The sequence below is a fragment of the uncultured Merdimmobilis sp. genome (genome assembly GCF_902471145.1).
GTDB classification, from domain to species: domain Bacteria; phylum Bacillota; class Clostridia; order Oscillospirales; family Ruminococcaceae; genus Merdimmobilis; species Merdimmobilis hominis.
In genome coordinates, this window is sequence record NZ_CABRJC010000003.1 from 143,937 (window position 1) to 164,129 (window position 20,193).

Here is a 20,193-nt window from a genome sequence, read left to right on the forward strand (position 1 = left end):
GCATCGCCGCAGCCATTTCTATGGCAAGTATGGCCATTCCTGCGCCTCTTTATGTGTTTTGGGAGGATTTTTTCCCCTTCCATGGTCCAGCACACCGTCAAAATCGCATAAAAAATGGGACAGGGCACATACTAAACTGCGATTGCAACTAGATTTTTTGGGGAGGCTGGCCTATGTATGTTGTCTTGTTTCGAACCATCCTGCTTTACATTTTAATCATCTTCAGCCTGCGGGTTATGGGCAAACGCCAGCTGGGGGAGCTACAGCCCTCGGAGTTTGTCATCACCATTCTCATCTCCAATATTGCCACCCTGCCCATTGAGGATACCAACGTCCCACTCTTGTGCGGAGCCATCCCCATTCTAACATTGATGTGTTTTGAGGTGTTTATCTCCACCCTCATCTTAAAGAGCAAAACCGCCCGAAAGGTCATCTCCGGCAATCCCAGAGTCTTAATCCGGGATGGCAAAGTGGATCAGCAGGAGATGCAGAACCTGCGGTTTTCGGTGGATGATCTGCTGGAGCAGCTGCGCACCAACAATGTGTTCGATATCCAGGACGTGGCCTTCGCCATAGTGGAAACCACCGGGAAACTCTCAGTTTACCAGCGGTTTGAGGCCCGCAACGTCACCCCTCAGATGCTGAATCTGCAAAGCCCTGGGGAGGATGCCCTCCTGCCGGTGGCGGTGATCAGCGACGGCGAGGTGGTGGAGGACAGCCTGCGCTTTTGCAACCTGAAACCGGAATGGCTGCACAAAGTACTGTCAGAAAATGGGTATCAGCCCCAAGACATCTTTTTGATGACCTGCAACCGCAAGGCCCAATACCACATCATCCCAAAGGAGAAATAGCCTTATGAAACGCTTTGTAATTGCCGTGGTCATCATGGCCGCTATGCTGGGCAGCAGCGGGGTGGTCCTCTATGGGCTCACCCAGGTGAAGGATGAGATGATTGCCAGCCTGGATGAGCTGACCCAGATGGTGGAGGACAAGGAATATGACAGGGCTCACGAATTGTCAGAACAGCTTTTTCACCGGTGGGATGAAGAGGAGAACCGGCTGATCCGCTATGTCCGCCACACCGACCTGGACAGCATCTCCAGCCGGATGGCCCGTCTCCCCTACCTGGTAAAATACAAAGACCCCGCTGAATTTCTCAGCGAGGTCAGCCAGATTCGGTATCTGATTCTGCATTTATGGGAATCGGAACTTCCCCTGATGCGCAATATTTTATAGATTTTTTAGGAGGAAAATATTGTCCTATGGGGGACATTCCGCGCCGGAGGTAATCCCGCGCCGGTCTGCCGAAGCAGACCGGTGTGCAAAAACAGTCGGGGCAGATAGGCGTAACTTACCATAGCCGGCCATAATTGATGGCTCCAGTGGAAAAATGGAGGTAGACGTCAGTGGATATTGGAGTCCAGGATGTTGTTTAACTCCTCTAAAAAGGAATGGATGTCTTGGAATTGATGGTACACCGATGCAAATCGCACATAGGCGACTTGGTCGATCTCCCTTAGTTTGGCAAGGGCATACTCCCCCAATTTTTGGGAGGAGACTTCCCGCACCAAACTGTTTTGGCAGGATTGTTCAATCTCGTCAATAGCCTGCTCCAACTGGTTTAGGGAGACTGGGCGCTTCTCACAAGCGCGCAGCATGCCAGACAACAGTTTGTTCCGGTCAAACGGCTCCCTGGAATTGTCTTTTTTGATCACCATCAACGGCGTGGTTTCAATCACCTCATAGGTGGTAAACCGTTTGCCGCAGGAAAGGCATTCTCTCCTGCGGCGGATGCGCTCCCCTTCGTCGGTGGGGCGGGAATCAACTACTTTGCTTTCTTGGTAACCGCAATACGGGCACTTCACTCTAGCTCACTCCAATCACACGATGCCGCAAGCACTCTGTCAAATCTGCTACAGTACAGTTGGTGTACAGCAGTCCCCCGGCAGATCGTGTCGTTCTAAAACGTTCTTGTCAGTCCTTGAAAGAATACAAAACTGCCCATAATTATGCAAAATTCGACAAACAGGTCTCTTTCACAAAAAGGGGGATTTTTCCCGGAAACGCCGCAGTTTCCGCTTGGAATTCTAGAAAAATCCGAGAGATACTTTCAGGACAAGTATAGCATAAAGTGCCCATATAACACAAGAATTTTCAGCATATTGCCAAAATAAATTGGATGAGGCTGTCTCTGCGGTTTGTTTTACATCCTTTGGTACCAAAAGGTGCAAGTTCCGCTCTGCGCAGATTCAGAATCCGTCGACTAGGTCATTCTGGCCGTGATTTTAGGTTGTTCCCACCGCGGCAAAAGGCCGCATTTTTGCATGTGCAGGGTTAGTCTCTGCATAAATTGCCAAGAGTGCTGTCATTCTCTGGCAATTCTGGGTCGTACTCCGCCACCAAATCTTCGATTATGTCTCTTGCATGTATTGCCGAAGCTTGGTTGGCTGTGAGCAGTTCTGCTATCCAGGTGGCAAAATCGCTATTCACCGTCACATTCCCCAAGCGAAACACTTCAAATCCGCCATTATCATGGCCGCATATTGCAAATGTCCGGCGTATTCCAATCGCATCCAATTCCACTTCCTCACACAACGCGCTGTAGCGTATGCTTGGACCGGCTTGTAGGCCCATGTGCTCTTACCTCCCCAAACTGTTTTTTGACAGCAGTACCATTATATACATAATCTGCCAATTTTTTCAAGGTCGTGGGTACAAAAAGATGTCGACACGCCTCGACAAAACTTTGTGTAAACCTTTGTCTTAGGCAAAGGTTTTTTTGAGGAGAATTACTCTTGTTTTTTCTGTTTTCTCTCGATTTTGTGCAGAATTTTTCGCTTCTTCTTGGTGGAGAACAACAAAAGTATTTTTTGTCTTTCTCCTATTGCCCAAGCGGACAATCCCCTTCTCGTTCCATCGCGGATGAACCCCACTGGACCCCCACCATGCTGGAAAAAAGTTGCCGTTGCACCCTCTCCCCCATTCGTGGTACCATCATTCCAGGAAAGGGAGTGCACCCATGAAACAGTTTTACCGGCAGCTCTGCCAAATTCACCCCTTTGGGCTGGGGGTAATCGAAGCGGGCTTTGCCATGATGATTGCCTATTTTATCTGCGCCCAGTTCGCGTTGTTCCTGGCTCCCCACGCCCAGAGCTATCTTGGAATGCTCGCCCTGCGCCGCGCTTGCTTGGAAGCCGCGCCTGCGTCCTTTGCCGCTGGAGTGGCGGCCGGGCTGATCTGCGACCTAGCCTTGGTGCAGGAAAAGGACAGGGAGCGCTAATCCAGCCCTGTACATGAGAAAAGGAACACCAAGTTGGTGTTCCTTTTTTGCATTTTACCCTTGTTTTTCAGAGTTTTTTTCCCCCTGCCACCCAGCCCAAAGGGGACCGGCTAAGCAGATTGCCCCATAGCCGCAGGAAAGAATCCCGACCAACAATGGGAAGGTAAAGCTCAGGATAGCGTCTGCTTGCCCCAGAAGCGCCATCACTGAAAGGGCGGCCAACATCATAGCAGCACAGGCCAAAACCGTCAGCAGCCGGGGCAGGTACTGCACAATGCTCTGGTTGACAAGCTCAGCCGGGGAGACTTTTTTCCCCAAGAGCCTCCGGTTGTCCCGGATGTGGCCAAAGAGCCCGGCGGCGCTGTACAAGGTGAAAAACAGGATTACCAGGGCTACCGCGAAGAACTGTCCACCAAAAGGGATACGAAACAGGGCATATCCTCCCGCTGCCAGCAGCAGGTTATGGGCAAAGGCGGCAACTGTCAGAATCCCAGCCTGCCAGCCGCCGATAGAGGGAAAACGAAGGGAGAAAAACAGGACAGTCACTGCGGCGGCCACCCCCATGCAGAGGAGGCATTTCAACCAAAAATCCCAGCCCACTGCAGCTTTCAGCACAAGGGCGGAATCAAGTGCAATTTCGTTGTCGGGGAAGGTGCTGGCCAAGGTGGCGGTGAGCCCCATCTGCTCCTGGGTTGTAAGCGCCACGTCCCCAGGGAAGGAGACCTCATAGCTGGATAGCCCCGCCGCCCAATCGGTTTTCGCCTGGACGGTCACCCGTCTGCCCACCACCGTCTCCACCGCTTCCTGGAAGGGACGGCTGTCCAGCTCCCCTTGGTAAGTGTAAGTGAGGACAAACCCATCTTGGTAAGGGAGGTCGCGGCGCACCCCCAGCAAGGCGATGGCGGCCAGGGCAATAAGCAAAAGCACGGCGGATACCGCCAGGAAGCGTTTGCGGTCGGCTGCAAAATTCATCATCTTCTCCCACCTCCGTACAGGGACGGATCCCGCAGGGACTTCATCCGGCAGAGGGATTTCAGCATCAGGCGGGAAGCAAATCCGTTCATAGCCAGGTTGGAAAGAGCCCCCGCCAACAGCACAAAGCCAAAAGAAGAAATCCCTGTCGAGGAAGCCGTGCCCAACCAATCCAGGAAGGGGAGCCGGGCCAGCAGGCTGCTTTCCGGGCTGAACGCCGCCAGCAGCAAAAAGGCAATCAAAGCGGTGAGCAGACACCCATTCCAGAGGGAAGGGAATGCCTGCCGGAACCCGAAGTCCACAGCTGCATCTAAATTTTTACCGTCTCGCAAGCCTTCTTTAATCCCCTCGGCCACGTGGACGTTGGTGTCAATGCCAAACCAAAGAGCCAACAACATGGCGGCAATGCTGGGGAGGGACAGGGTCGTGGCCGGAAATTGGGGAATAAATCCAGTGACTGCTGCCACCAGCAGGGCTGCTTGTCCGAATAGGGCGATCATGGCCACAACTCCGGGGAGCCGGCAGCGGAACACCAACAGCGCCGCGGTAAGCCCAAAGGCAAGGATGCCGCACTTGGCAAGAATTCCCCTGGCCCCCTCCCCCAGCGCCGGAGCGATGGGGCCGTAACTGACTACCCGCATCCGGAAGGGCATAGGCCCGAGGTTGATCTTATCCGCCAGGCGGGTAGCGCTCTCCTGGGTGAACCGGCCGGTGATGGCAGGCTTGCCGCCCAACGTCCGAGTGTCCGCAGAAGGAGCGGAAATCATCGTGTCATCCAGCCAGATGGAAATGGTGGTGTCGGTCCCGGAGAGCCGTTCCGACGCCTCGTTAAATTTGGCGGCGCCTTCCTCGGTCAAATCTAAGAGAACCACATACTGCCCCACGTCCTTTTGGGAAGGCTCCACCGAAGCGCTCACCACATCCTTGCTGGTCAAAATCACCGTCTCTTTGGTGACGCCGGAAGGGCGGTTGTTTTCATCCCGCTGCGAACCCTCCCGCAAGGTCAGCTGGGCGGTCTCCCCCAATTCCGCCACTGTGGATGAAAGGTCTTCCTCCATACCCTCCATCACATCCGCCGGGTAGCGGACAAGGATTCTGGCCTGGTCAAAATCGGTGTATACTTCACCATCCGTGATGTCCTGGGACAGCAGCCGACGTTCCAATATGGCCTGCGCCAAGCGCAGTTCCGCTTCTGTGGCATCCACCCCTTCCGGCGGACCGAATACCACCTCCACGCCACCGCGCAGATCCATCCCCAGCTGGATGTCGCCGGCCCCTTTGACATAAACTCGGGTCAGATCGCCATAGGTGTTGCTGACGCCCAAAAACGACGCATAACCCAACACGGCGATGCACAACAACACCACAAAGAATACTGCGCGCTTGCCCCGCTTCACTGGCGATCCCCCCTTGTTCCATTCCCGATGGAGGCAAGGTTCCCAACCGTCTGCTACCTGCTTTTCCACCGGCATTCATGGGGCTATTATATGTCAATTGGAAACAAAAGTCAATTTCATTCTTTGTACATTTTCCAAATATTTCATGTAAGTAACAAAAAATACTGATTTTTACTTGGAAAAAGCGCCTGTGTGGCCAAAGCCACCCAGACGCTAGCTGTGGAATCTAGGTTGTGAAAAAAATGTGGAAAACTTCTTACTGGGCCATCAATTTTTCCAAGCAGGCAAGACGGGCCGCCACGCAGAAAATATCCAAAGCCGCCTGCAAATTTTCCAAGGTGGGATAGGTGGGAGCCAGGCGCAGATTGCGGTCCCGCGGGTCATTGAAATAGGGGTAGGTGGCCCCCACGTCGGTCAGGGCGACACCCGCCTCCTTGCAGAGGGTATAGGTCCGTTTGGCACAGCCGTCCATCAGGTCGACCGAGACAAAATAGCCCCCTTTGGGGTGGCTCCACTGGGCGATCCCCTTGCCTTCCAGCTCTCGTGTTAATGTGTTTTCCACTGCCTCAAACTTGGGGCGGACACTGGCCGCGTGGCGCAGCATGTGGGCATCAATTCCCGCTTTATCCTTAAAAAAGCGGACATGCATCAGCATGTTGACCTTGTTCCAGCTGATCACCGGGACGGTCATCTGGGATTTGATAAACCGGATATTTTCAGCAGAGGCACCCATGGCCCCCACACCGCTGCCCGGGAAGGTGATCTTGGATGTGGAGCCAAACAGATAAACCATATTGGGATTTCCAGCTTTTTTGCACTCACTTAGGATGTCCAACACCCGTTCCTTCTGTTCAGGGTAGATGTCGTGGACGCAGTAGGCGTTGTCCCAAAAGATGCGGAAATCCGGAGCGGCGGGCTTTAAGGCTGCCAACCGCCGGACCACCTCGTCGGAATAGGTGACCCCGCCCGGGTTGGAGTACTGGGGAACACACCAAATGCCTTTGATGGAGGGGTCGGCACAGACCAATTCCTCGATCTTGGCGATGTCCGGGCCGTTTTCATCCATCTCAATGTTGATCATCTCAAAGCCAAAAAACTCGGTGATATCAAAATGGCGGTCATAGCCAGGCACAGGGCAGAGCCATTTGCGGTCTTTGCACTCGCCCCAGGGCCGGCCGCCTAAAACCCCGTTGGTCACCGCCCGGGAGATGGCGTCGTGCATCAGGGTCAGGCTGGAGCTCCCCCCCACAATGACCTCATCCTCCCCGACGCCAAGGAGCGCGGCGAACAGACGATTGGCCTCGGGCATGGCGTCCAGGTTGCCGTAGTTGCGCACATCTACCCCGTTTTCATCTCTAAAATCAGTGGAGCTGGTGAACAGGTCAAACATCCCATTGGAGAAATTGAGCTGTTCCTCGCTGGGTTTGCCCCGGGACATATCCAATTTCATCCCCTTGGCTTTTAAGGCTTCATAGGCGGCTTTGGTCTCTTCCAAAAGGGAAGCAAGCTCCTCTTTGGAACATTCTTGATAGGTCATAGTGTTCCTCCTAACCGTGGTGTTTCTTTGTCTTTGTTCCATTATACTGGCTCTCCAGTCAAATTGCAATATGCAGGATAATATTTTAAAACCTGCAAATAGGGCCGATAAATTTCTAGAAAATCCGAAGAAAGGCCCGTTCCGCGAAAGAACGAGCCTTTAAAAAACTATTTTTGGGGATGGTTCACCGGCCAGGTGGGCTCTTGCCCCGAAAGCACCTCATGGATGCCCTGGGCAGCGTGCAGGCCCATGCGGGCGGTGGACTCCCAGGTGTGGGCCGCGTTGTGGGGGGTGAGGATGGCGTTTTCCAGCTGGAAAAGCTCAGCAGTGGTGTCCGGCGGCTCCTGCTCAAAGACATCCAGCGCACACCCGGCGATGATTCCCGCCTTCAGCGCTTGGGTGAGGGCCCCTTCCTCCACAATGCCGCCCCGAGCGGTGTTGATCAAAAAGGCGGTGGGCTTCATCAGGGAGAGTTCCTTTTCCCCGATCAAATGGCGGTTCTCGGCGGTGGAGGGCATGTGCAGCGAGACAAAGTCCGCCTCCCGCAGCACCTCTTCCTTGGTGGAGAGCCGCTTGACATAGGAAGGCACCAGCTCCTGGGGGAGATAGGGGTCATAGCCGACGATGTTCATCCCAAACACCCGGGCCTTCTCCGCAACCGAGCGGCCGATGCGTCCAAGGCCCAACAGGCCCAGGGTTTTGCCCTCCAATTCAATGGTCATCAAGCTGTTGCGGATTTCAAAGTTGCCGGCGTGGAATTCCCGGTCCACTACATGGATGTATTTGGCGCAGGCCAGCATCAAAAACAAGGTGTGCTCCGCCACCGCTTTATAGTTGGACAAAGGGGCGTTGGTGATCCAAATCCCCTTTTCAGTGGCGTAGGGGATATCCAGTGCATCCACCCCCACTCCATGGCGGCCCACCACCTTCAGTTTTGGGGCGGCATCGATAATCCGGCGGGTCAGCGGCTGATTTCGGATTAAAATGGCGTCGCAGTCCGCCACATCCCGGACAATGTCATCCTCCGTGAGGCCGCTGCCCATTTTGATTTCATACCCTTTTTCCCGGAGGTATTCCTTGCCCTCTGGGGCGATTTCCTCGGGGATCAGCACCTTATATGCCATAGTGTTCCCTCTCCTTCCCAAAATCGTCTGCTTGGCTTCATTGTATGCTTTGTGGGGGCAAAAATCAAGAGAATCCGCCGGTGCCGCCGGTTTTTTGCAGCAAACCAGCTCATATCCGTCACATTGCCGGAAAAAAATGGAGAGGATTGCCTGTTTTTCCCTGAAAAAAATCACTTTTCCCTTGTTCCCTATCCGGATTTGTACTATAATAAACAATAGCTTTCTGCAAGCTATTGTTGGTGCGCACTCTTTTTTATGCAGGAGGGAGCGCGCACTTATCTTTAGAAAGGCTGCGGCGACGCCCGGCCGCCTCCGTTCCCCCACTGGGAAGAGGATGGAAACAAAGAAAAATCATTGGAGGTATCACCATGACCAAAACAGAACTGAAAAAATTGTTCAGTGACGTTGCAAGCTACACAAGCGCACCGGTGACGGTCTGCGGCTGGGTCAAGACCATCCGCGTGTCCAAGTCCCTGGGCTTCATCGAACTCAACGACGGCACCTGCTTCAAGAATTTGCAGGTGGTCTTTGAGGAGAATAAATTGAACAATTTTAAAGAGATCAGCAAGCTCAATGTGGGCGCGGCGATTGTGGTGGATGGCGATATCGTCCTCACCCCGGATGCCAAGCAGCCCTTTGAAATTCATGCCACCGATGTTTTCATTGAGGGTGCTTCCACCCCCGATTACCCCCTGCAAAAGAAACGCCACTCCTTAGAGTTCCTGCGCTCTATCGCCCATTTGCGCCCCCGCACCAACACCTTCAGCGCTGTGTTCCGAGTCCGCTCGGCCGCTGCCTTTGCCATCCATAAATTTTTCAACGAAAACGGCTTTGTCTACGCCCATACCCCCCTGATCACCGGCAGCGACTGCGAAGGCGCCGGCGAGATGTTCCGGGTGACCACCCTGGATCCGGTCAATCCGCCCCTTTGCGACGACGGTTCAGTGGATTTCAGCCAGGATTTCTTCGGCAAAGCCACCAGCCTCACCGTCTCCGGACAGTTGGAAGCGGAGGCTATGGCTATGGCATTCTCCAAGGTCTACACCTTCGGCCCCACCTTCCGGGCAGAAAATTCCAACACCGCCCGCCATGCCGCCGAGTTTTGGATGATTGAGCCGGAAATCGCTTTTGCCGACCTGAAGGACAACATGGAGCTGGCTACTGCCATGATGAAATACGTCCTTTCTTATGTGCTGGAGACCTGCCCTGACGAGATGAAGTTCTTCAACGACTTCTACGACAAGGAGCTGCTGGAGCGCCTCCACTTTATCATCCATTCCGAGTTTGGCCATGTGACCTACACCGAGGCCATCGACCTGTTGCTGCAGGCCGGCGACCGGTTTGAATACCCTGTCTCCTGGGGCATTGACCTGCAAACTGAGCATGAGCGTTACCTCACCGAGCAGGTGTTCAAAAAGCCCCTGTTTGTCACCGATTACCCCAAGGAGATCAAAGCCTTCTACATGCGGCTCAACGACGACGGCAAAACCGTTGCCGCCATGGACCTTCTGGTCCCCGGCATTGGCGAGATCATCGGCGGAAGCCAGCGTGAGGAGCGGTTGGATGTTCTGACCAGCCGCATTTCGGAGCTGGGCCTCAAAGAAGAGGACTACAGCTGGTACTTGGATCTGCGGCGGTACGGCGGCACTAAGCACGCCGGTTACGGCCTGGGCTTCGAGCGGCTGATCATGTACATCACCGGCATATCCAACATCCGGGATGTGCTCCCCTTCCCCCGGACTGTGGGCACTGCGGAATATTAAAAGCAAAAAGAAAAGGACCTTTCCCCAAAAGGAAAGGTCCTTTTTATGCAGCAAACACTGGTTATTCGCCGGCGACGCCTGCCGCCTTTTCAATATAGGGCACAACTTCCTCCCGGTCAATCCCCAAAGAGACCGCCAGTTCACCGTACAAAAGATCCTCGGCCCGCTTCATGTAGCGCTGGTCCACCTGGCCGATCTTCCGCCCGCATCGGGCCGCTTCCCGGCTTTTGGCGTAGATGCTTTTGATCATCCCCACCAGATCCTCGCACCGGTGGGCTTTGAGGGCAGATTCATACCGCTCTTTGATCACCGATATGCTACGGCCGCTGCAGTCGCCTTTTGGAATATCGGGGATTTTGGAGACAAGCTCCTCCGCCTCTTTTTTGGTCAAGATAGGCCGCATAAATACGGTAGTATCCACTGGCGCATAGATCGTTTCGGTCCCATATTCGGGAACCAGGGTGTAGTATAGCTTTTTGTGATCGCCGCTGGCAAACTGCGGCTTGCCGATCTTGGCCACCCGGCACACACCGCTGATCCCATACATGATCCAATCTCCTACTGCAAACACTGGTCACACCTCCATGAAGTCCTTCCGTTTCTGCTTCCAGGATGGCTCCCCTTCTGCTCCTTTTCGCAGGGGGTTCCTCAAAGAAAAACGTGCAGGTTGGCAACTGGACTCACATTTGCCAAACTACACGCCTTATGTATAAGTATACCACATTTTTCTCCAAAAAGACAGCCGACTTACAAAATGGAGGATTCCTCTCCCTGGGCGAGGGCTTGCAGCATCAATGCGTTGACAATGGCGGCGGCGATATTGCTTCCCCCCTTGCGCCCTTTGATGACGATGTGGGGGACGGCGCTTTGCAGAATCAGCTCCTTGGCGGGAATCACATTGACAAACCCCACCGGTACCCCCACCACCAATGCGGGGGAAATTCTCCCCTCTTCCATCAGTTCCGAAAGGCGGATCAGCGCTGTGGGGGCATTGCCCACCGCGATAATCACCGGCCGCCGGAGGGCCGCTGCCCGCTCCATACAGATTTCCGCCCGAGTGACACCCCGGCTTTTGGCCTCCGACGCCACATCGGGGTCAGACATGAAGCAAAAGACATCCCCGCCCAATTTGCCCAGGTTGCCTTTGTTGATGCCCGCTTTGGCCATGTTGGTGTCGGTGACAACCGCGGCCCCGGCCCGCAGGGCCTCTATCCCCTTCTCCACCGCCCCAGGGGAGAAAGCCAAGGTCCGGGCGAACTCAAAGTCCGCCGTGGTGTGGATCACCCGTTTAATAATGGGCTCTTCCCTGGGATCGAGATGGATGCCTCCCAATTCTTCCCCAATGATGGCAAAGCTGCGAGCCTCAATCTCCCCTGGGGGGATGCGTTCGATCTTCAATGGCAAAACCTCCTTGTCCCACTGCGCAGTGGAACTTCCAATTCTATCCATGTCTATGGGGGGCGGCCAAAGAAAGGCCCACCCTCTTCCCCTTATTTTTCAATACCCAAGCGGGCGGGGATCCCCTGTTCAAAGGGATGGCGGATCTTTTTCATCTCGGTGATGTAATCCGCCCGGGAGAGGAGCTCCGGTGCAGGGTCCCGGCCGGTGAGCACCACCTCCAACCCCTGGGGGCGGTTATCCAGAAAGGCTAGGAGCATCTCCCGGTCCAGGAGGCCCTTGTTGTAGGCCCCCACTGCTTCGTCCAAGATCAAGAGGTCCACCTCCCCCCGCTGGCAGAGGTCGATGCACTCCCGCAGCCTATGGTCGTGAAACCGTCGGCTCTCCGCCTTTTGGGCGTCGGTCATGCGAAAGGTGAACACCGCTTTTTCCACCCCCGGCAGCACCCGCACCCCCAGCTTTTGGAGGGGGATCAGCTCTCCGGTGCCGCTGTCCTTGAGAAACTGGAACAGCAACACCCTTAGACCCCGGCCCGCTGCCCGCACCCCAAGGCCGATGGCCGCTGTGGTCTTTCCTTTGCCATCGCCGCAGTACAGGTGGACAAGGCCCTGTTGATTCTCCATCAAATCCCCTCCTCCATAATTCGGTAAATGGATGGCAGATCCAGGTTTTGCCGGACCAAATCGGCCAATTTGTCGTATTGTTCCTCCCGGTAGGAGTCCAAATCAAAGGCTTTTGCCTCCTCCGGGTCTAGGCCCTTGGCCGCCAAAAGGGATTGGAGCAGCCCCTGGGCTACGTCCTCCCGGTCAAACAGGCCGTGGACATAACAGCCCAGCACGTTGCCTGCCTGGGCGCCGTCCCCTTTGCTTTCCCCAGTTTGGGAAGTGAGCTCCACCGCCGGCGAGAAGTCCCCTTCGGTAGCCCCCATATGGATTTCATACCCTGCCAGCTCCCGGCCGGACAGCCCTGCAAAGGCCCCTTCCAACCGCCGGAACTGCCCGGTGACCTGGGTGCGGGTCTTCTCGTTCAAAAAGCGGGTGGTGACCGGCAGGAGCCCCATTCCAGAAAGGGATCCCCCTTCCTCCACCCCATCGGGGTCGTGGAGGGCCTTCCCCAGCATCTGATAACCGCCGCAGATGCCCAGCACCGCACCGCCCCGGGCAGCGTGTTTGAGCACCGCTGCTTCCAGGCCATTCTGACGCATCCACTTCAAGTCCGCCATGGTGTTTTTGGTGCCCGGCAGGATAATGAGGTCGGGGTTCCCCAGTTCCTGGCGGCGGGCTACATACCGCAGGTTCACCTGGGGGAGCATCTGCAAGGGGTTGAAATCGGTAAAGTTGGAGATGCGGGGCAGGCGGATCACGGCGATGTCCACCAACCCACCTTTCCCCTTTGCAGTGAGCCGGTCGGAGAGGCTGTCCTCGTCGTCCAGGTCGATATCCCCATAGGGGAGAACCCCCAGCACCGGCACCCCGGTGATCTCCTCCAGCATCTTGAGGCCGGGCTCCAGGATGGAGACATCCCCCCGGAACTTGTTGATGACCATCCCTTTGACCATGCTGCGTTCCTCCGCATCCAGCAGAAGGAGGGTGCCGGCCAGGGAGGCGAAAACCCCGCCCCGGTCGATGTCCCCCACCAGCACCACCGGGCTGCGGGAGAGCTTGGCCATCCCCAGGTTGACGATGTCCTGCTCTTTCAGGTTGATCTCCGCCGGGCTGCCCGCCCCTTCCAGGACCAGGATGTCGTACTCCTCCTCCAATTTGCGGTACGCCCCCAGGATATGGGGGATCAGCTCCTGTTTTTTGGTGTAGTACTCTTTCGCCTCCATGGTTCCAAAGACCTCGCCGTTTACAATGACCTGGCTCATCCGGTCGCCTGTTGGCTTTAGAAGGATGGGGTTCATCTCCACCCGGGGGCGGATGCCCGCCGCCTGGGCCTGCATCACCTGGGCGCGGCCCATCTCCAGCCCCTCCTGGGTGATAAAGGAATTGAGGGCCATATTCTGGGATTTAAAGGGCGCGGCCCGGTGGCCGTCCTGCCGGAACACCCGGCACAGCCCTGCGGTGACAAAGCTCTTGCCGGCGCTGGACATAGTGCCGCACACCATAATGGATTTTGCCATGCTGCTCCCCCTTTGATGGATCGATCGATTTTCGTCTGGGGAACGGGAAAAATCTCCCGCTCCCCTTTTGGTTCTTATCCCCTCCCCCATACGCCTTTTGGGAACTGGAGGGCCTGGCATTTTGCCGCCGTCCGGGTTTTCCCCTTCGACTTGGCAGGGATGCGCCCCTGCAAACGCGAAGGGAAAAACCGCCCGTAGCCAATGCTCTTTCCAGTTAGAGGAGCACCTTTTGGAGGGCGGCCAATAGGGCTCCGTTCTTTTCCCGGTCCTTCACTGCCGAGCGGTAATCACCGGGTCCGAGGCCCCGGTAGTTGGCACAGCTGCGCAGCAGGATGCCATGGGGCCGAAGCCTCCTATCCAGGTCGGGAACATGGCTGTGAAACAGCAGGTAATTGGCCCGGGAGGGAACGACACGCAAACCCAGTCTTTCCAATCCCTGGCAGAGGATTTCTCGCTCTGCAGCTACGTAGCCAGCGGTGCGCTGGGCATAACCTTCCAATGAGAGGGCGGCCAAACCCGCCTCCTGGGCCAGGGTGGAGACCCCCCAATGCTGCCCAGCAGCAGCCATCTTATCCAGGAGGGAAGGGTCGGAGCAGAGGCAGTACCCCAGCCGGACTCCAGCCATCCCATACATCTTGGTAAAGGCTTTGAGCACCACCAGGTTGGGGAACTCCTCCAACAAGGGGACTAAGGTGAAGCCTGCTCCGTCCTTTAGAAAGTCCTGGAAGCACTCATCCACCAGGACGGGGATCCCCAGCCCTCGACAGCGCTCCAAAAAGGGCCGGAGTTCCTGCCGGGTTGTGCACTGGCCGGTGGGGTTGTTGGGGTTGCACAGGAATGCCAGCCCCACCCCATCCAGCGGGACTTCCAGGTTGGAACCAGCCAAGGCAAAGTCCTCCTCCCGGGAAAGGCCAATATACTGGACGGCAGCCCCAACCGACCGGAGGGCCTTTTCATATTCGCTGAAGGTGGGGGCCAAAACCAGCCCTATACGGGGCCGAAGAGCCCAAACCAGCCGGAAGATGAGATCGGCGGCGCCATTCCCGCAGAGGACAGCCTGCGGCGGAACCCCTTCTTTTTCCCCGATGGCCTGGCAGAGGGCCCGGCAGGCCGGGTCTGGGTAAGGGCAGCAGAACTCCGCCGCCCGCTTGATGGCCTCTTTCACCTGGGGTGGCGTGCCCCAAGGGTTGGTGTTGGCGGAAAAATCCAAAATTTCCTCTGGGGCGCGGCCCAGCTCCCTGGCCAAGGTGTAAATATCCCCGCCGTGGGCGGTCAGATCCATAAAAATCCCCCTTTACATGAAATAGAGACACATTCGAATCAGCACCACTGCCGTCAGGATCAGCACCGCTGTCCCGTTCATCAGCCGCCCGGCGCGAGGGATGTCCTCCGCCTCCACCGGGCGCAGCGGGTCGCCGATGGTGGGCTTGTGGTGAAGCACCCCGAAGTAATAGGCATCTCCAGCCAGCTGGATGTCCAGCGCCCCGGCGCAGGCGGCCTCGGTGTGGGCGCTGTTGGGGCTTTTGTGGCAAAGCCGGTCCCGGCAGAAGATCCTGGCAGCGTTTTTCCCATCAAATCCCAAAAGATAAGCAACCAGCACCATGGCAACGCCGGAGATGCGGGCCGGCAAAAAATTCCACAGGTCGTCCTGCCGGGCGGCAAAGCGGCCAAAGTGGAGGTACGCATCATTTTTATAGCCGATCATCGAGTCCAGGGTGTTGACCGCCTTGTAGGCCAGGCCCAGGGGCGCCCCTCCGATGGCCGCGAACAGGAGGGGGGCCACCACCCCGTCGGAGGTGTTCTCCGCCACCGTCTCCACCGCTGCCTTGGTCACCCCGGTTTCATCCAGGTGCTGGGTGTCCCGTCCCACGATCATTGACACCGCTTTGCGGGCCCCCTCCAGGTCGCCCCGCTTCAGGGCGTCGTACACCAGGCCGCTCTCCTGCCGCAAGCCCTTGGCAGCCAGGATCTGGTTGCACCAAAACGCTTCCAGCAAAAATCCGGCCAAGGGGTGAACCCAGCCCGCCAGGCAAATTGCCCCAGCGGCGAGAAAGAAGGTTCCCACTGGCAGCGAGAGGGCGAGAACCGCCCCAGCCAACCGCTCTCCCCCAGGCGTTTGGGGGAACGCCCGGCGCAGAAGGGCCTCCCCCCGCTGGATACACCACCCCATGGCCCGCACCGGATGGGGCATCCAGCGGGGATCTCCCAAAATCTGATCCAATAAAAAGCCCGCCGCTAAGGCAGCCGTGTGATACAACATCGGTTACTTTGGCGCCGGTGGGAAGGGGCCCAAAACCTTGACCCGCTTTTCCTCCCGCCAGGCGCTTTCCTCCCATAGAATGAAATAGCCGGCGGCGTTTTTCACCTGCCAGCGGTAAAAATCCCCCTCGCCGCTGTAGTGGGCGAGAATTGCCATGATACTCCCCCCGTGGCAGACCACAGCGCAGGAGGAAAGGCCCCTTCCGGCTGCGTCCTCCACAAGGGAGGCAAAGGCTTCTGTGCAGCGGCGGCGGAATGCTGGGGCGGATTCCCCCTCTGGGATCTCCCCTTCCCCGCCGGAATCAATCCAACTTCGGTAAGCAGGGTCGTCCTTCAACTCTTCATAGGACTTGCCCTCAAAAGCTCCAAAATCACATTCCCGCAAATCGGGAACCGGGTGATACTCCGCCCCGGGGAACAAAATCTCTGCTGTTTGGCGGCAGCGGAGCATGGGGCTTCCATAGACCCGTTCCACCGGCGGGACGGCCACAGCCTGGGCCTGTTCCCGCCCTTGGGGAGAGAGGGGCTCATCGGTGGAACCGATGTAGGCCCGCCGCCGATTGCCCGGGGTCTCGCCGTGGCGCAGCAGGAGAACCTTCATCGCCACTCCCCCTTGATGGCCTGGGGGAACCCGCAGTGTACCCGCACCACCGCCTCCGCCTCCCGGGCCAGGGCGCAGAGGATCCGTCCGGTTTCCTCCCGCCAAGCCCGTTCAAAAGGGTCGATGGGGACCAGGCCGCAGCCGATTTCATCGGCGATGACAACCCGGGGATCGGACCGCTCTAAGAGGGCCTTCACCTCCTCTTTCGGGTCCCGGCCCGCCTCCATCTCCCGGCGGATGAACCGCTCCAGGTGGGAGACAATCTGCCCTTCCCCCTGCCAAGCGGTTTCCTCCCCCAGAATCCACGTGGGAGAACCGTTCAGTTTTTCTAAGGCGAGGGCGGTTTTCCCCTGGAAAGCCCCGCCAATCAGCAATATCATCCCAGAATCCTCCCCCCAATGAGAACCCCTGCCAGTATGAGCAGTTCGCACACCGTCAGGAACCAACCGGCCAGATCCCCGGTGATCCCCCCGAATTCCCGGCGGCTTTTGTAGAAATAATAGCAAAACCAAAGGGCTGCCAGCAAAAGGGCGATCCCCCCCTGCACCGGCTGGAGGGCAACCATACCCACAGCGGCCAAAGCCGACCAGGAGATCCCCCACAGGAATACCCCTCGTTTTTGGGCGCTGTCGGAAAAGGTGCGCAGAAGGCCGCTGTCCTTTGCCTTAGGGAAGGACACCACCGAACAGGCGGCCATCCCCCGGGAGAGGAGGTACCCCAAACCCACTAGGATCTCCGCCTGTCGGGAGGGGGCGGCGTACAGCTCCGCCCATAGGGCAAAGGTTAGGACAAAATAACACCCCAGCGCAATGAGGGCAAAGGCCCCAGCGTGGGAATCCTTCATAATTTCCAGCTTTTTCTCCCGGCTGGCGTGGGAGGCAAGGGCATCTGAAACGTCACAAAAGCCGTCCAGATGGATGCCCCCGGTCACTGCCACCGGCAGGATGGCAGCCACCGCTGCGGCGACCCAAGGGGTGCTAAACCCCATCTGGGGGACGAGGCATGCCCACAAAACCTGGGCTCCGCCCACCACCAGACCCACCAAGGGAAAAGCCGCCATGGCATAACCCATGTTCCCTTGATTCCAAGGGATTTGGGGCATAGGCAGGGCCGAATAGAGGGAAAACGCCACCACGACAGTCTCCCAAAAAGCCTTCATTCCACCCATCCTTTCGGGCATTTCCCGTATACGGGGATGCCATAGACCGATTCCACCACCAGATCCGCCCGGCGGGCCAGCTCCCGGTGGAGGGTTCCCAAAGCAAAGAGGTAAGCCTCCATCCCCTCCGGCGCCGGCTGGGAAAACACCTCCCCGGAAACCACCACCAAGTGGGCGGCCCGCTCCAGCAGGTGTTCCAGCTCCGCTAGGATCTTCCCTGTGGGGTCGGGGATAAAGTCCCCTTGGGGATACATCTCATTGGCCAGTAGGTTGGTCAGACACTCCAACAGTACAGTGGAACCGGAAGGGATGGAAAGCCTCTCCAAATCCCGGGGGCATTCCACCGTACAAAACCCCTTGCCTGCCCGGGCGCGCCGGTGCCGGTCCACCCGGGAAAGGCTCTCCCCGTCCCGCGCCTCCATGGTGGCCAAGTAGATGCGGGGACCGTCCCCCCACCGGCAGGCGAGAGACTCCGCATATTCCGATTTTCCGCTGGCGGCGCCGCCGGTGACAAGGGCGATCATAACATCCTCCTAAACAAGGGGCCGGTAGGGCTCCATAGAGATTTCCGCAAAGGTACTGGTCTCCCGGTAGACCGCCTCCACCATGTCCAGGAGGGGGAACAGGGCCACCGCGCCTGTCCCCTCCCCAAGGCACATGCCACACCGCAGAGGCGCTGTCAGGCCGAGGGCGGAGAGGACCAGCTCCCCCGCGGGCTCTGCCGACTGGTGGGAAGGGAGCATATACGCCTCAATGCCAGGGGCGAGCCGCTGGGCGATGAGGGCCGCCACCCCGGAGATCAAGCCGTCGATCACCACCGGGATGCCGTACACCCCGCCGCCCAGGAACAGACCGGCCATCCCGGCGATGTCCAGCCCCCCCACCTTGGAGAGGACGTCCAGCGGGTCGCCAGGGTCGGGCCTGTGGAGGGCGAGGGCTTGCTCAATCACCTGGATTTTCCGCTCCAAGCCCTGGGTGGAGAGCCCTGCCCCCCGACCGGTGACCTGCCTTGCCGGGATTTGCAGCAAAGCGGCCAGCACCGCACTGCTGGTGGTGGTGTTGCCGATGCCCATCTCCCCGGTTGCAAGGATGGAAAAGCCCTCCTGTTTCAGCTCCCCAGCCAGCTGGATGCCAACTTCCAAGGCTGCGGTAGTTTGCTGCCGGGTCATGGCCGGTTCCACAGCCAGGTTTTTGGTCCCAAAGGCGATTTTGCGGCAAAGGGGGCCCTTCACCTCCCGGGCGACGCCGATGTCCACCGGGAGAACCTTCGCCCCGGCACAGGCCGCCATCCGGTTGACAGTGGTGATCCCTTTGGACAGGTTTTCCGCCACTAAGGCGGTGATCTCGCTGCCGGTCTGGGTCACTCCTTCGGCAACCACCCCGTTGTCTGCGCAGAAGACCACCACGCATTTCTTAGAGAGGTCCAGCTCCGCTGACCCGGTGATGCCGGCGATCTTCACCACCATATCCTCCAAAAGGCCCAGGCTGTGCAACGGTTTGGCAATGCCGTCCAGCCGGGCCTGGGCCTCCCCCTGAGCAGAGGCATCCGGGCGCTTGTCCCGCAAAAGGGTAAGTGCTTCTTCCAGGGTCATGTTACATTCCTCCAAATCTGCGGCAGCGGTTTAAAAAGCGGTGGGCCGCCTGGGGATTCCCCCCAAAGTGGATATGGGGATATCCGGCGTAGAGGTTCTCGTTGACCACGCCGCACTCCCAGCACTTGCCGCTGGGCTTCTGTGCCAGGTACCCGTCGCCGCAGCAGTCGCTATCGGAATAGTGGAACTCATGGGCGGGTATCCGCTCCCCAGCGGCCAAAAGCAGGGAATCCTCCTTGGCCTCCAAAGTCAGGTATCCAAACCGGACCAGTTTTTTGGTCATGCGGGCCCTGCCCGGCAGCGCTCCTACCATGGGATATGCCCGGCCATCCGGCCCGGTGAGGCTCTCTTGGAGATAGAGGAACCCCCCGCATTCGGCGATGGTAGGCATCCCCGCCTCCACCGCCCTTTTGACGCTGGACCGCATGGGATGGTTGTCCGAGAGGGCCGCCCCATAGAGTTCCGGGTAGCCGCCCCCCAGGATGAGCCCTTGACAGCCTTGGGGGATCTCCTCATCTTTCATAGGGGAGAAGAAGCAAAGTTCTGCCCCCAGCCGTTCCAGCAGTTCCAGGTTGTCGGCATAATAAAAGGAGAATGCCCGGTCCCGGGCCACGGCGACCCGCACTGGGGGGCCGGAGGGGAGTTCCCTCTCGGGGCAGGCGGGAAGCTCCCCCGCGGACTGGGCCAGCTCCAGGAGGCCGTCCAAATCCAGGTACCTGGCCCCAAGGTTGCCCAGGCAGGTCAAAACGGATTTCAGTTCCTGGGTTTCGTGGGCGGTGACCAGCCCCAGATGGCGGCTTTTCAGGGTCACCGACGGGTCCGGAGGGAGGAACCCATAGGCCCGCAGGCCGGTGTTTTCCTCCACAATCTTTTTGTAATAGGGGTACATCCCCGGGGAAATCTGATTGAAAATCACCCCGCGGATGTTGTTTTCCTGAAAATTTTGGTATCCGGACACCACCGCAGCGATGGAAAGTCCCATGCCTTTA

Annotated in this window: 22 protein-coding genes; 4 read left to right on the forward strand and 18 right to left on the reverse strand. The window is 57.8% G+C overall.

Annotated elements, in window-relative coordinates; all coding sequences use genetic code 11:
• The first annotated feature begins 173 nt into the window (after window positions 1-173).
• Together RDQ42_RS03430 and RDQ42_RS03435 are read left to right on the forward strand one after the other, a co-directional pair.
• Window positions 174-851 carry a DUF421 domain-containing protein gene (locus tag RDQ42_RS03430; protein ID WP_071427187.1) on the forward strand — a complete coding sequence of 226 codons (678 nt, stop codon included), beginning with the start codon at window positions 174-176 and terminating at the stop codon, window positions 849-851.
• Window positions 852-855: 4 nt separating this feature from the next.
• Window positions 856-1,236, forward strand: a complete 381-nt coding sequence (locus RDQ42_RS03435) for a DUF4363 family protein (protein WP_054331005.1) — start codon at window positions 856-858, stop codon at window positions 1,234-1,236.
• A 167-nt stretch (window positions 1,237-1,403) separates the two neighbouring features.
• On the opposite strand, the gene nrdR is transcribed toward RDQ42_RS03435, so the two are convergent.
• Window positions 1,404-1,865: a transcriptional regulator NrdR gene (gene nrdR, locus RDQ42_RS03440; RefSeq protein ID WP_054331004.1), complete on the reverse strand. Its 462-nt coding sequence runs from the start codon at window positions 1,863-1,865 to the stop codon at window positions 1,404-1,406.
• 469 nt (window positions 1,866-2,334) lie between these two features.
• Window positions 2,335-2,634: a hypothetical protein gene (locus RDQ42_RS03445; protein ID WP_231358489.1), complete on the reverse strand. Its 300-nt coding sequence runs from the start codon at window positions 2,632-2,634 to the stop codon at window positions 2,335-2,337.
• A 385-nt stretch (window positions 2,635-3,019) separates the two neighbouring features.
• Here RDQ42_RS03445 and RDQ42_RS03450 point away from each other — a divergent pair, with 385 nt between their 5' ends.
• Complete coding sequence (locus tag RDQ42_RS03450; protein ID WP_071427188.1) at window positions 3,020-3,280, forward strand: hypothetical protein; 261 nt, start codon at window positions 3,020-3,022, stop codon at window positions 3,278-3,280.
• Between the two features lie 54 nt (window positions 3,281-3,334).
• Here RDQ42_RS03450 and RDQ42_RS03455 read toward each other — a convergent pair whose 3' ends face one another.
• The 4 genes from RDQ42_RS03455 to RDQ42_RS03470 form a co-directional block, all read right to left on the reverse strand.
• The gene (locus RDQ42_RS03455; RefSeq protein WP_308588292.1) at window positions 3,335-4,255 is read right to left on the reverse strand and encodes a hypothetical protein; all 921 of its coding nucleotides are present in this window, start codon (window positions 4,253-4,255) and stop codon (window positions 3,335-3,337) included.
• Window positions 4,252-5,649 carry a preprotein translocase subunit SecD gene (secD, locus tag RDQ42_RS03460; RefSeq protein ID WP_071427190.1) on the reverse strand — a complete coding sequence of 466 codons (1,398 nt, stop codon included), beginning with the start codon at window positions 5,647-5,649 and terminating at the stop codon, window positions 4,252-4,254. The genes RDQ42_RS03455 and secD overlap by 4 nt, the downstream gene beginning before the upstream one ends.
• Window positions 5,650-5,905: 256 nt before the next feature.
• Window positions 5,906-7,186 (reverse strand): aminotransferase, encoded by a 1,281-nt coding sequence (locus RDQ42_RS03465; protein WP_054330997.1) that lies wholly within the window; start codon window positions 7,184-7,186, stop codon window positions 5,906-5,908.
• Window positions 7,187-7,353: 167 nt separating this feature from the next.
• On the reverse strand, window positions 7,354-8,310 hold the full coding sequence (locus RDQ42_RS03470; RefSeq protein WP_231358492.1) for a hydroxyacid dehydrogenase: 957 nt from the start codon (window positions 8,308-8,310) through the stop codon (window positions 7,354-7,356).
• A 368-nt stretch (window positions 8,311-8,678) separates the two neighbouring features.
• Between RDQ42_RS03470 and asnS the strand changes: the two genes are divergently transcribed.
• Window positions 8,679-10,073 carry an asparagine--tRNA ligase gene (gene asnS, locus RDQ42_RS03475; protein WP_231358493.1) on the forward strand — a complete coding sequence of 465 codons (1,395 nt, stop codon included), beginning with the start codon at window positions 8,679-8,681 and terminating at the stop codon, window positions 10,071-10,073.
• 61 nt (window positions 10,074-10,134) lie between these two features.
• On the opposite strand, the gene RDQ42_RS03480 is transcribed toward asnS, so the two are convergent.
• The 12 genes from RDQ42_RS03480 to RDQ42_RS03535 all read right to left on the reverse strand — a co-directional run.
• Window positions 10,135-10,644 carry a CarD family transcriptional regulator gene (locus tag RDQ42_RS03480; protein WP_071427191.1) on the reverse strand — a complete coding sequence of 170 codons (510 nt, stop codon included), beginning with the start codon at window positions 10,642-10,644 and terminating at the stop codon, window positions 10,135-10,137.
• A gap of 176 nt (window positions 10,645-10,820) precedes the next feature.
• Window positions 10,821-11,522, reverse strand: a complete 702-nt coding sequence (locus RDQ42_RS03485; protein ID WP_231358494.1) for a precorrin-8X methylmutase — start codon at window positions 11,520-11,522, stop codon at window positions 10,821-10,823.
• Window positions 11,523-11,563: 41 nt separating this feature from the next.
• Entirely contained in the window at window positions 11,564-12,094 is a 531-nt protein-coding gene (locus tag RDQ42_RS03490) for a cob(I)yrinic acid a,c-diamide adenosyltransferase (protein WP_054330992.1), read from the reverse strand.
• Complete coding sequence (locus tag RDQ42_RS03495) at window positions 12,094-13,593, reverse strand: cobyric acid synthase (RefSeq protein ID WP_231358495.1); 1,500 nt, start codon at window positions 13,591-13,593, stop codon at window positions 12,094-12,096. Before RDQ42_RS03495 ends, RDQ42_RS03490 begins: the two co-directional genes overlap by 1 nt.
• Window positions 13,594-13,807: 214 nt before the next feature.
• On the reverse strand, window positions 13,808-14,875 hold the full coding sequence (locus tag RDQ42_RS03500) for a histidinol-phosphate transaminase (protein WP_231358496.1): 1,068 nt from the start codon (window positions 14,873-14,875) through the stop codon (window positions 13,808-13,810).
• Between the two features lie 12 nt (window positions 14,876-14,887).
• Entirely contained in the window at window positions 14,888-15,853 is a 966-nt protein-coding gene (gene cbiB, locus RDQ42_RS03505; protein WP_231358497.1) for an adenosylcobinamide-phosphate synthase CbiB, read from the reverse strand.
• Window positions 15,854-15,856: 3 nt separating this feature from the next.
• The gene (locus tag RDQ42_RS03510; RefSeq protein WP_308588294.1) at window positions 15,857-16,453 is read right to left on the reverse strand and encodes a histidine phosphatase family protein; all 597 of its coding nucleotides are present in this window, start codon (window positions 16,451-16,453) and stop codon (window positions 15,857-15,859) included.
• Window positions 16,450-16,833: a bifunctional adenosylcobinamide kinase/adenosylcobinamide-phosphate guanylyltransferase gene (locus tag RDQ42_RS03515; RefSeq protein ID WP_071427198.1), complete on the reverse strand. Its 384-nt coding sequence runs from the start codon at window positions 16,831-16,833 to the stop codon at window positions 16,450-16,452. The genes RDQ42_RS03510 and RDQ42_RS03515 overlap by 4 nt, the downstream gene beginning before the upstream one ends.
• On the reverse strand, window positions 16,830-17,612 hold the full coding sequence (locus RDQ42_RS03520; protein WP_308588296.1) for an adenosylcobinamide-GDP ribazoletransferase: 783 nt from the start codon (window positions 17,610-17,612) through the stop codon (window positions 16,830-16,832). Before RDQ42_RS03520 ends, RDQ42_RS03515 begins: the two co-directional genes overlap by 4 nt.
• Window positions 17,609-18,136 carry a bifunctional adenosylcobinamide kinase/adenosylcobinamide-phosphate guanylyltransferase gene (locus tag RDQ42_RS03525; RefSeq protein WP_054330988.1) on the reverse strand — a complete coding sequence of 176 codons (528 nt, stop codon included), beginning with the start codon at window positions 18,134-18,136 and terminating at the stop codon, window positions 17,609-17,611. Before RDQ42_RS03525 ends, RDQ42_RS03520 begins: the two co-directional genes overlap by 4 nt.
• Before the next feature lie 9 nt (window positions 18,137-18,145).
• The gene (gene cobT / locus RDQ42_RS03530) at window positions 18,146-19,204 is read right to left on the reverse strand and encodes a nicotinate-nucleotide--dimethylbenzimidazole phosphoribosyltransferase (RefSeq protein ID WP_308588298.1); all 1,059 of its coding nucleotides are present in this window, start codon (window positions 19,202-19,204) and stop codon (window positions 18,146-18,148) included.
• 1 nt (window position 19,205) lies between these two features.
• The coding region (locus RDQ42_RS03535; RefSeq protein WP_308588300.1) for a cobyrinate a,c-diamide synthase at window positions 19,206-20,193 on the reverse strand (988 nt) is incomplete at its 5' end.

What these genes read in the sequence shown, in the direction of transcription:
- RDQ42_RS03430 (WP_071427187.1), top strand. Translation starts at nt 174, where the DNA reads ATGTATGTTGTCTTGTTTCGAACCATCCTGCTTTACATTTTAATCATC.
- RDQ42_RS03435 (WP_054331005.1), top strand. Translation starts at nt 856, where the DNA reads ATGAAACGCTTTGTAATTGCCGTGGTCATCATGGCCGCTATGCTGGGC.
- RDQ42_RS03445 (WP_231358489.1), bottom strand. Translation starts at nt 2,634, where the DNA reads ATGGGCCTACAAGCCGGTCCAAGCATACGCTACAGCGCGTTGTGTGAG.
- RDQ42_RS03450 (WP_071427188.1), top strand. Translation starts at nt 3,020, where the DNA reads ATGAAACAGTTTTACCGGCAGCTCTGCCAAATTCACCCCTTTGGGCTG.
- RDQ42_RS03455 (WP_308588292.1), bottom strand. Translation starts at nt 4,255, where the DNA reads ATGATGAATTTTGCAGCCGACCGCAAACGCTTCCTGGCGGTATCCGCC.
- RDQ42_RS03465 (WP_054330997.1), bottom strand. Translation starts at nt 7,186, where the DNA reads ATGACCTATCAAGAATGTTCCAAAGAGGAGCTTGCTTCCCTTTTGGAA.
- RDQ42_RS03470 (WP_231358492.1), bottom strand. Translation starts at nt 8,310, where the DNA reads ATGGCATATAAGGTGCTGATCCCCGAGGAAATCGCCCCAGAGGGCAAG.
- asnS (WP_231358493.1), top strand. Translation starts at nt 8,679, where the DNA reads ATGACCAAAACAGAACTGAAAAAATTGTTCAGTGACGTTGCAAGCTAC.
- RDQ42_RS03485 (WP_231358494.1), bottom strand. Translation starts at nt 11,522, where the DNA reads ATGGATAGAATTGGAAGTTCCACTGCGCAGTGGGACAAGGAGGTTTTG.
- RDQ42_RS03490 (WP_054330992.1), bottom strand. Translation starts at nt 12,094, where the DNA reads ATGGAGAATCAACAGGGCCTTGTCCACCTGTACTGCGGCGATGGCAAA.
- RDQ42_RS03495 (WP_231358495.1), bottom strand. Translation starts at nt 13,593, where the DNA reads ATGGCAAAATCCATTATGGTGTGCGGCACTATGTCCAGCGCCGGCAAG.
- RDQ42_RS03500 (WP_231358496.1), bottom strand. Translation starts at nt 14,875, where the DNA reads ATGGATCTGACCGCCCACGGCGGGGATATTTACACCTTGGCCAGGGAG.
- cbiB (WP_231358497.1), bottom strand. Translation starts at nt 15,853, where the DNA reads ATGTTGTATCACACGGCTGCCTTAGCGGCGGGCTTTTTATTGGATCAG.
- RDQ42_RS03510 (WP_308588294.1), bottom strand. Translation starts at nt 16,453, where the DNA reads ATGAAGGTTCTCCTGCTGCGCCACGGCGAGACCCCGGGCAATCGGCGG.
- RDQ42_RS03515 (WP_071427198.1), bottom strand. Translation starts at nt 16,833, where the DNA reads ATGATATTGCTGATTGGCGGGGCTTTCCAGGGGAAAACCGCCCTCGCC.
- RDQ42_RS03520 (WP_308588296.1), bottom strand. Translation starts at nt 17,612, where the DNA reads ATGAAGGCTTTTTGGGAGACTGTCGTGGTGGCGTTTTCCCTCTATTCG.
- RDQ42_RS03525 (WP_054330988.1), bottom strand. Translation starts at nt 18,136, where the DNA reads ATGATCGCCCTTGTCACCGGCGGCGCCGCCAGCGGAAAATCGGAATAT.
- cobT (WP_308588298.1), bottom strand. Translation starts at nt 19,204, where the DNA reads ATGACCCTGGAAGAAGCACTTACCCTTTTGCGGGACAAGCGCCCGGAT.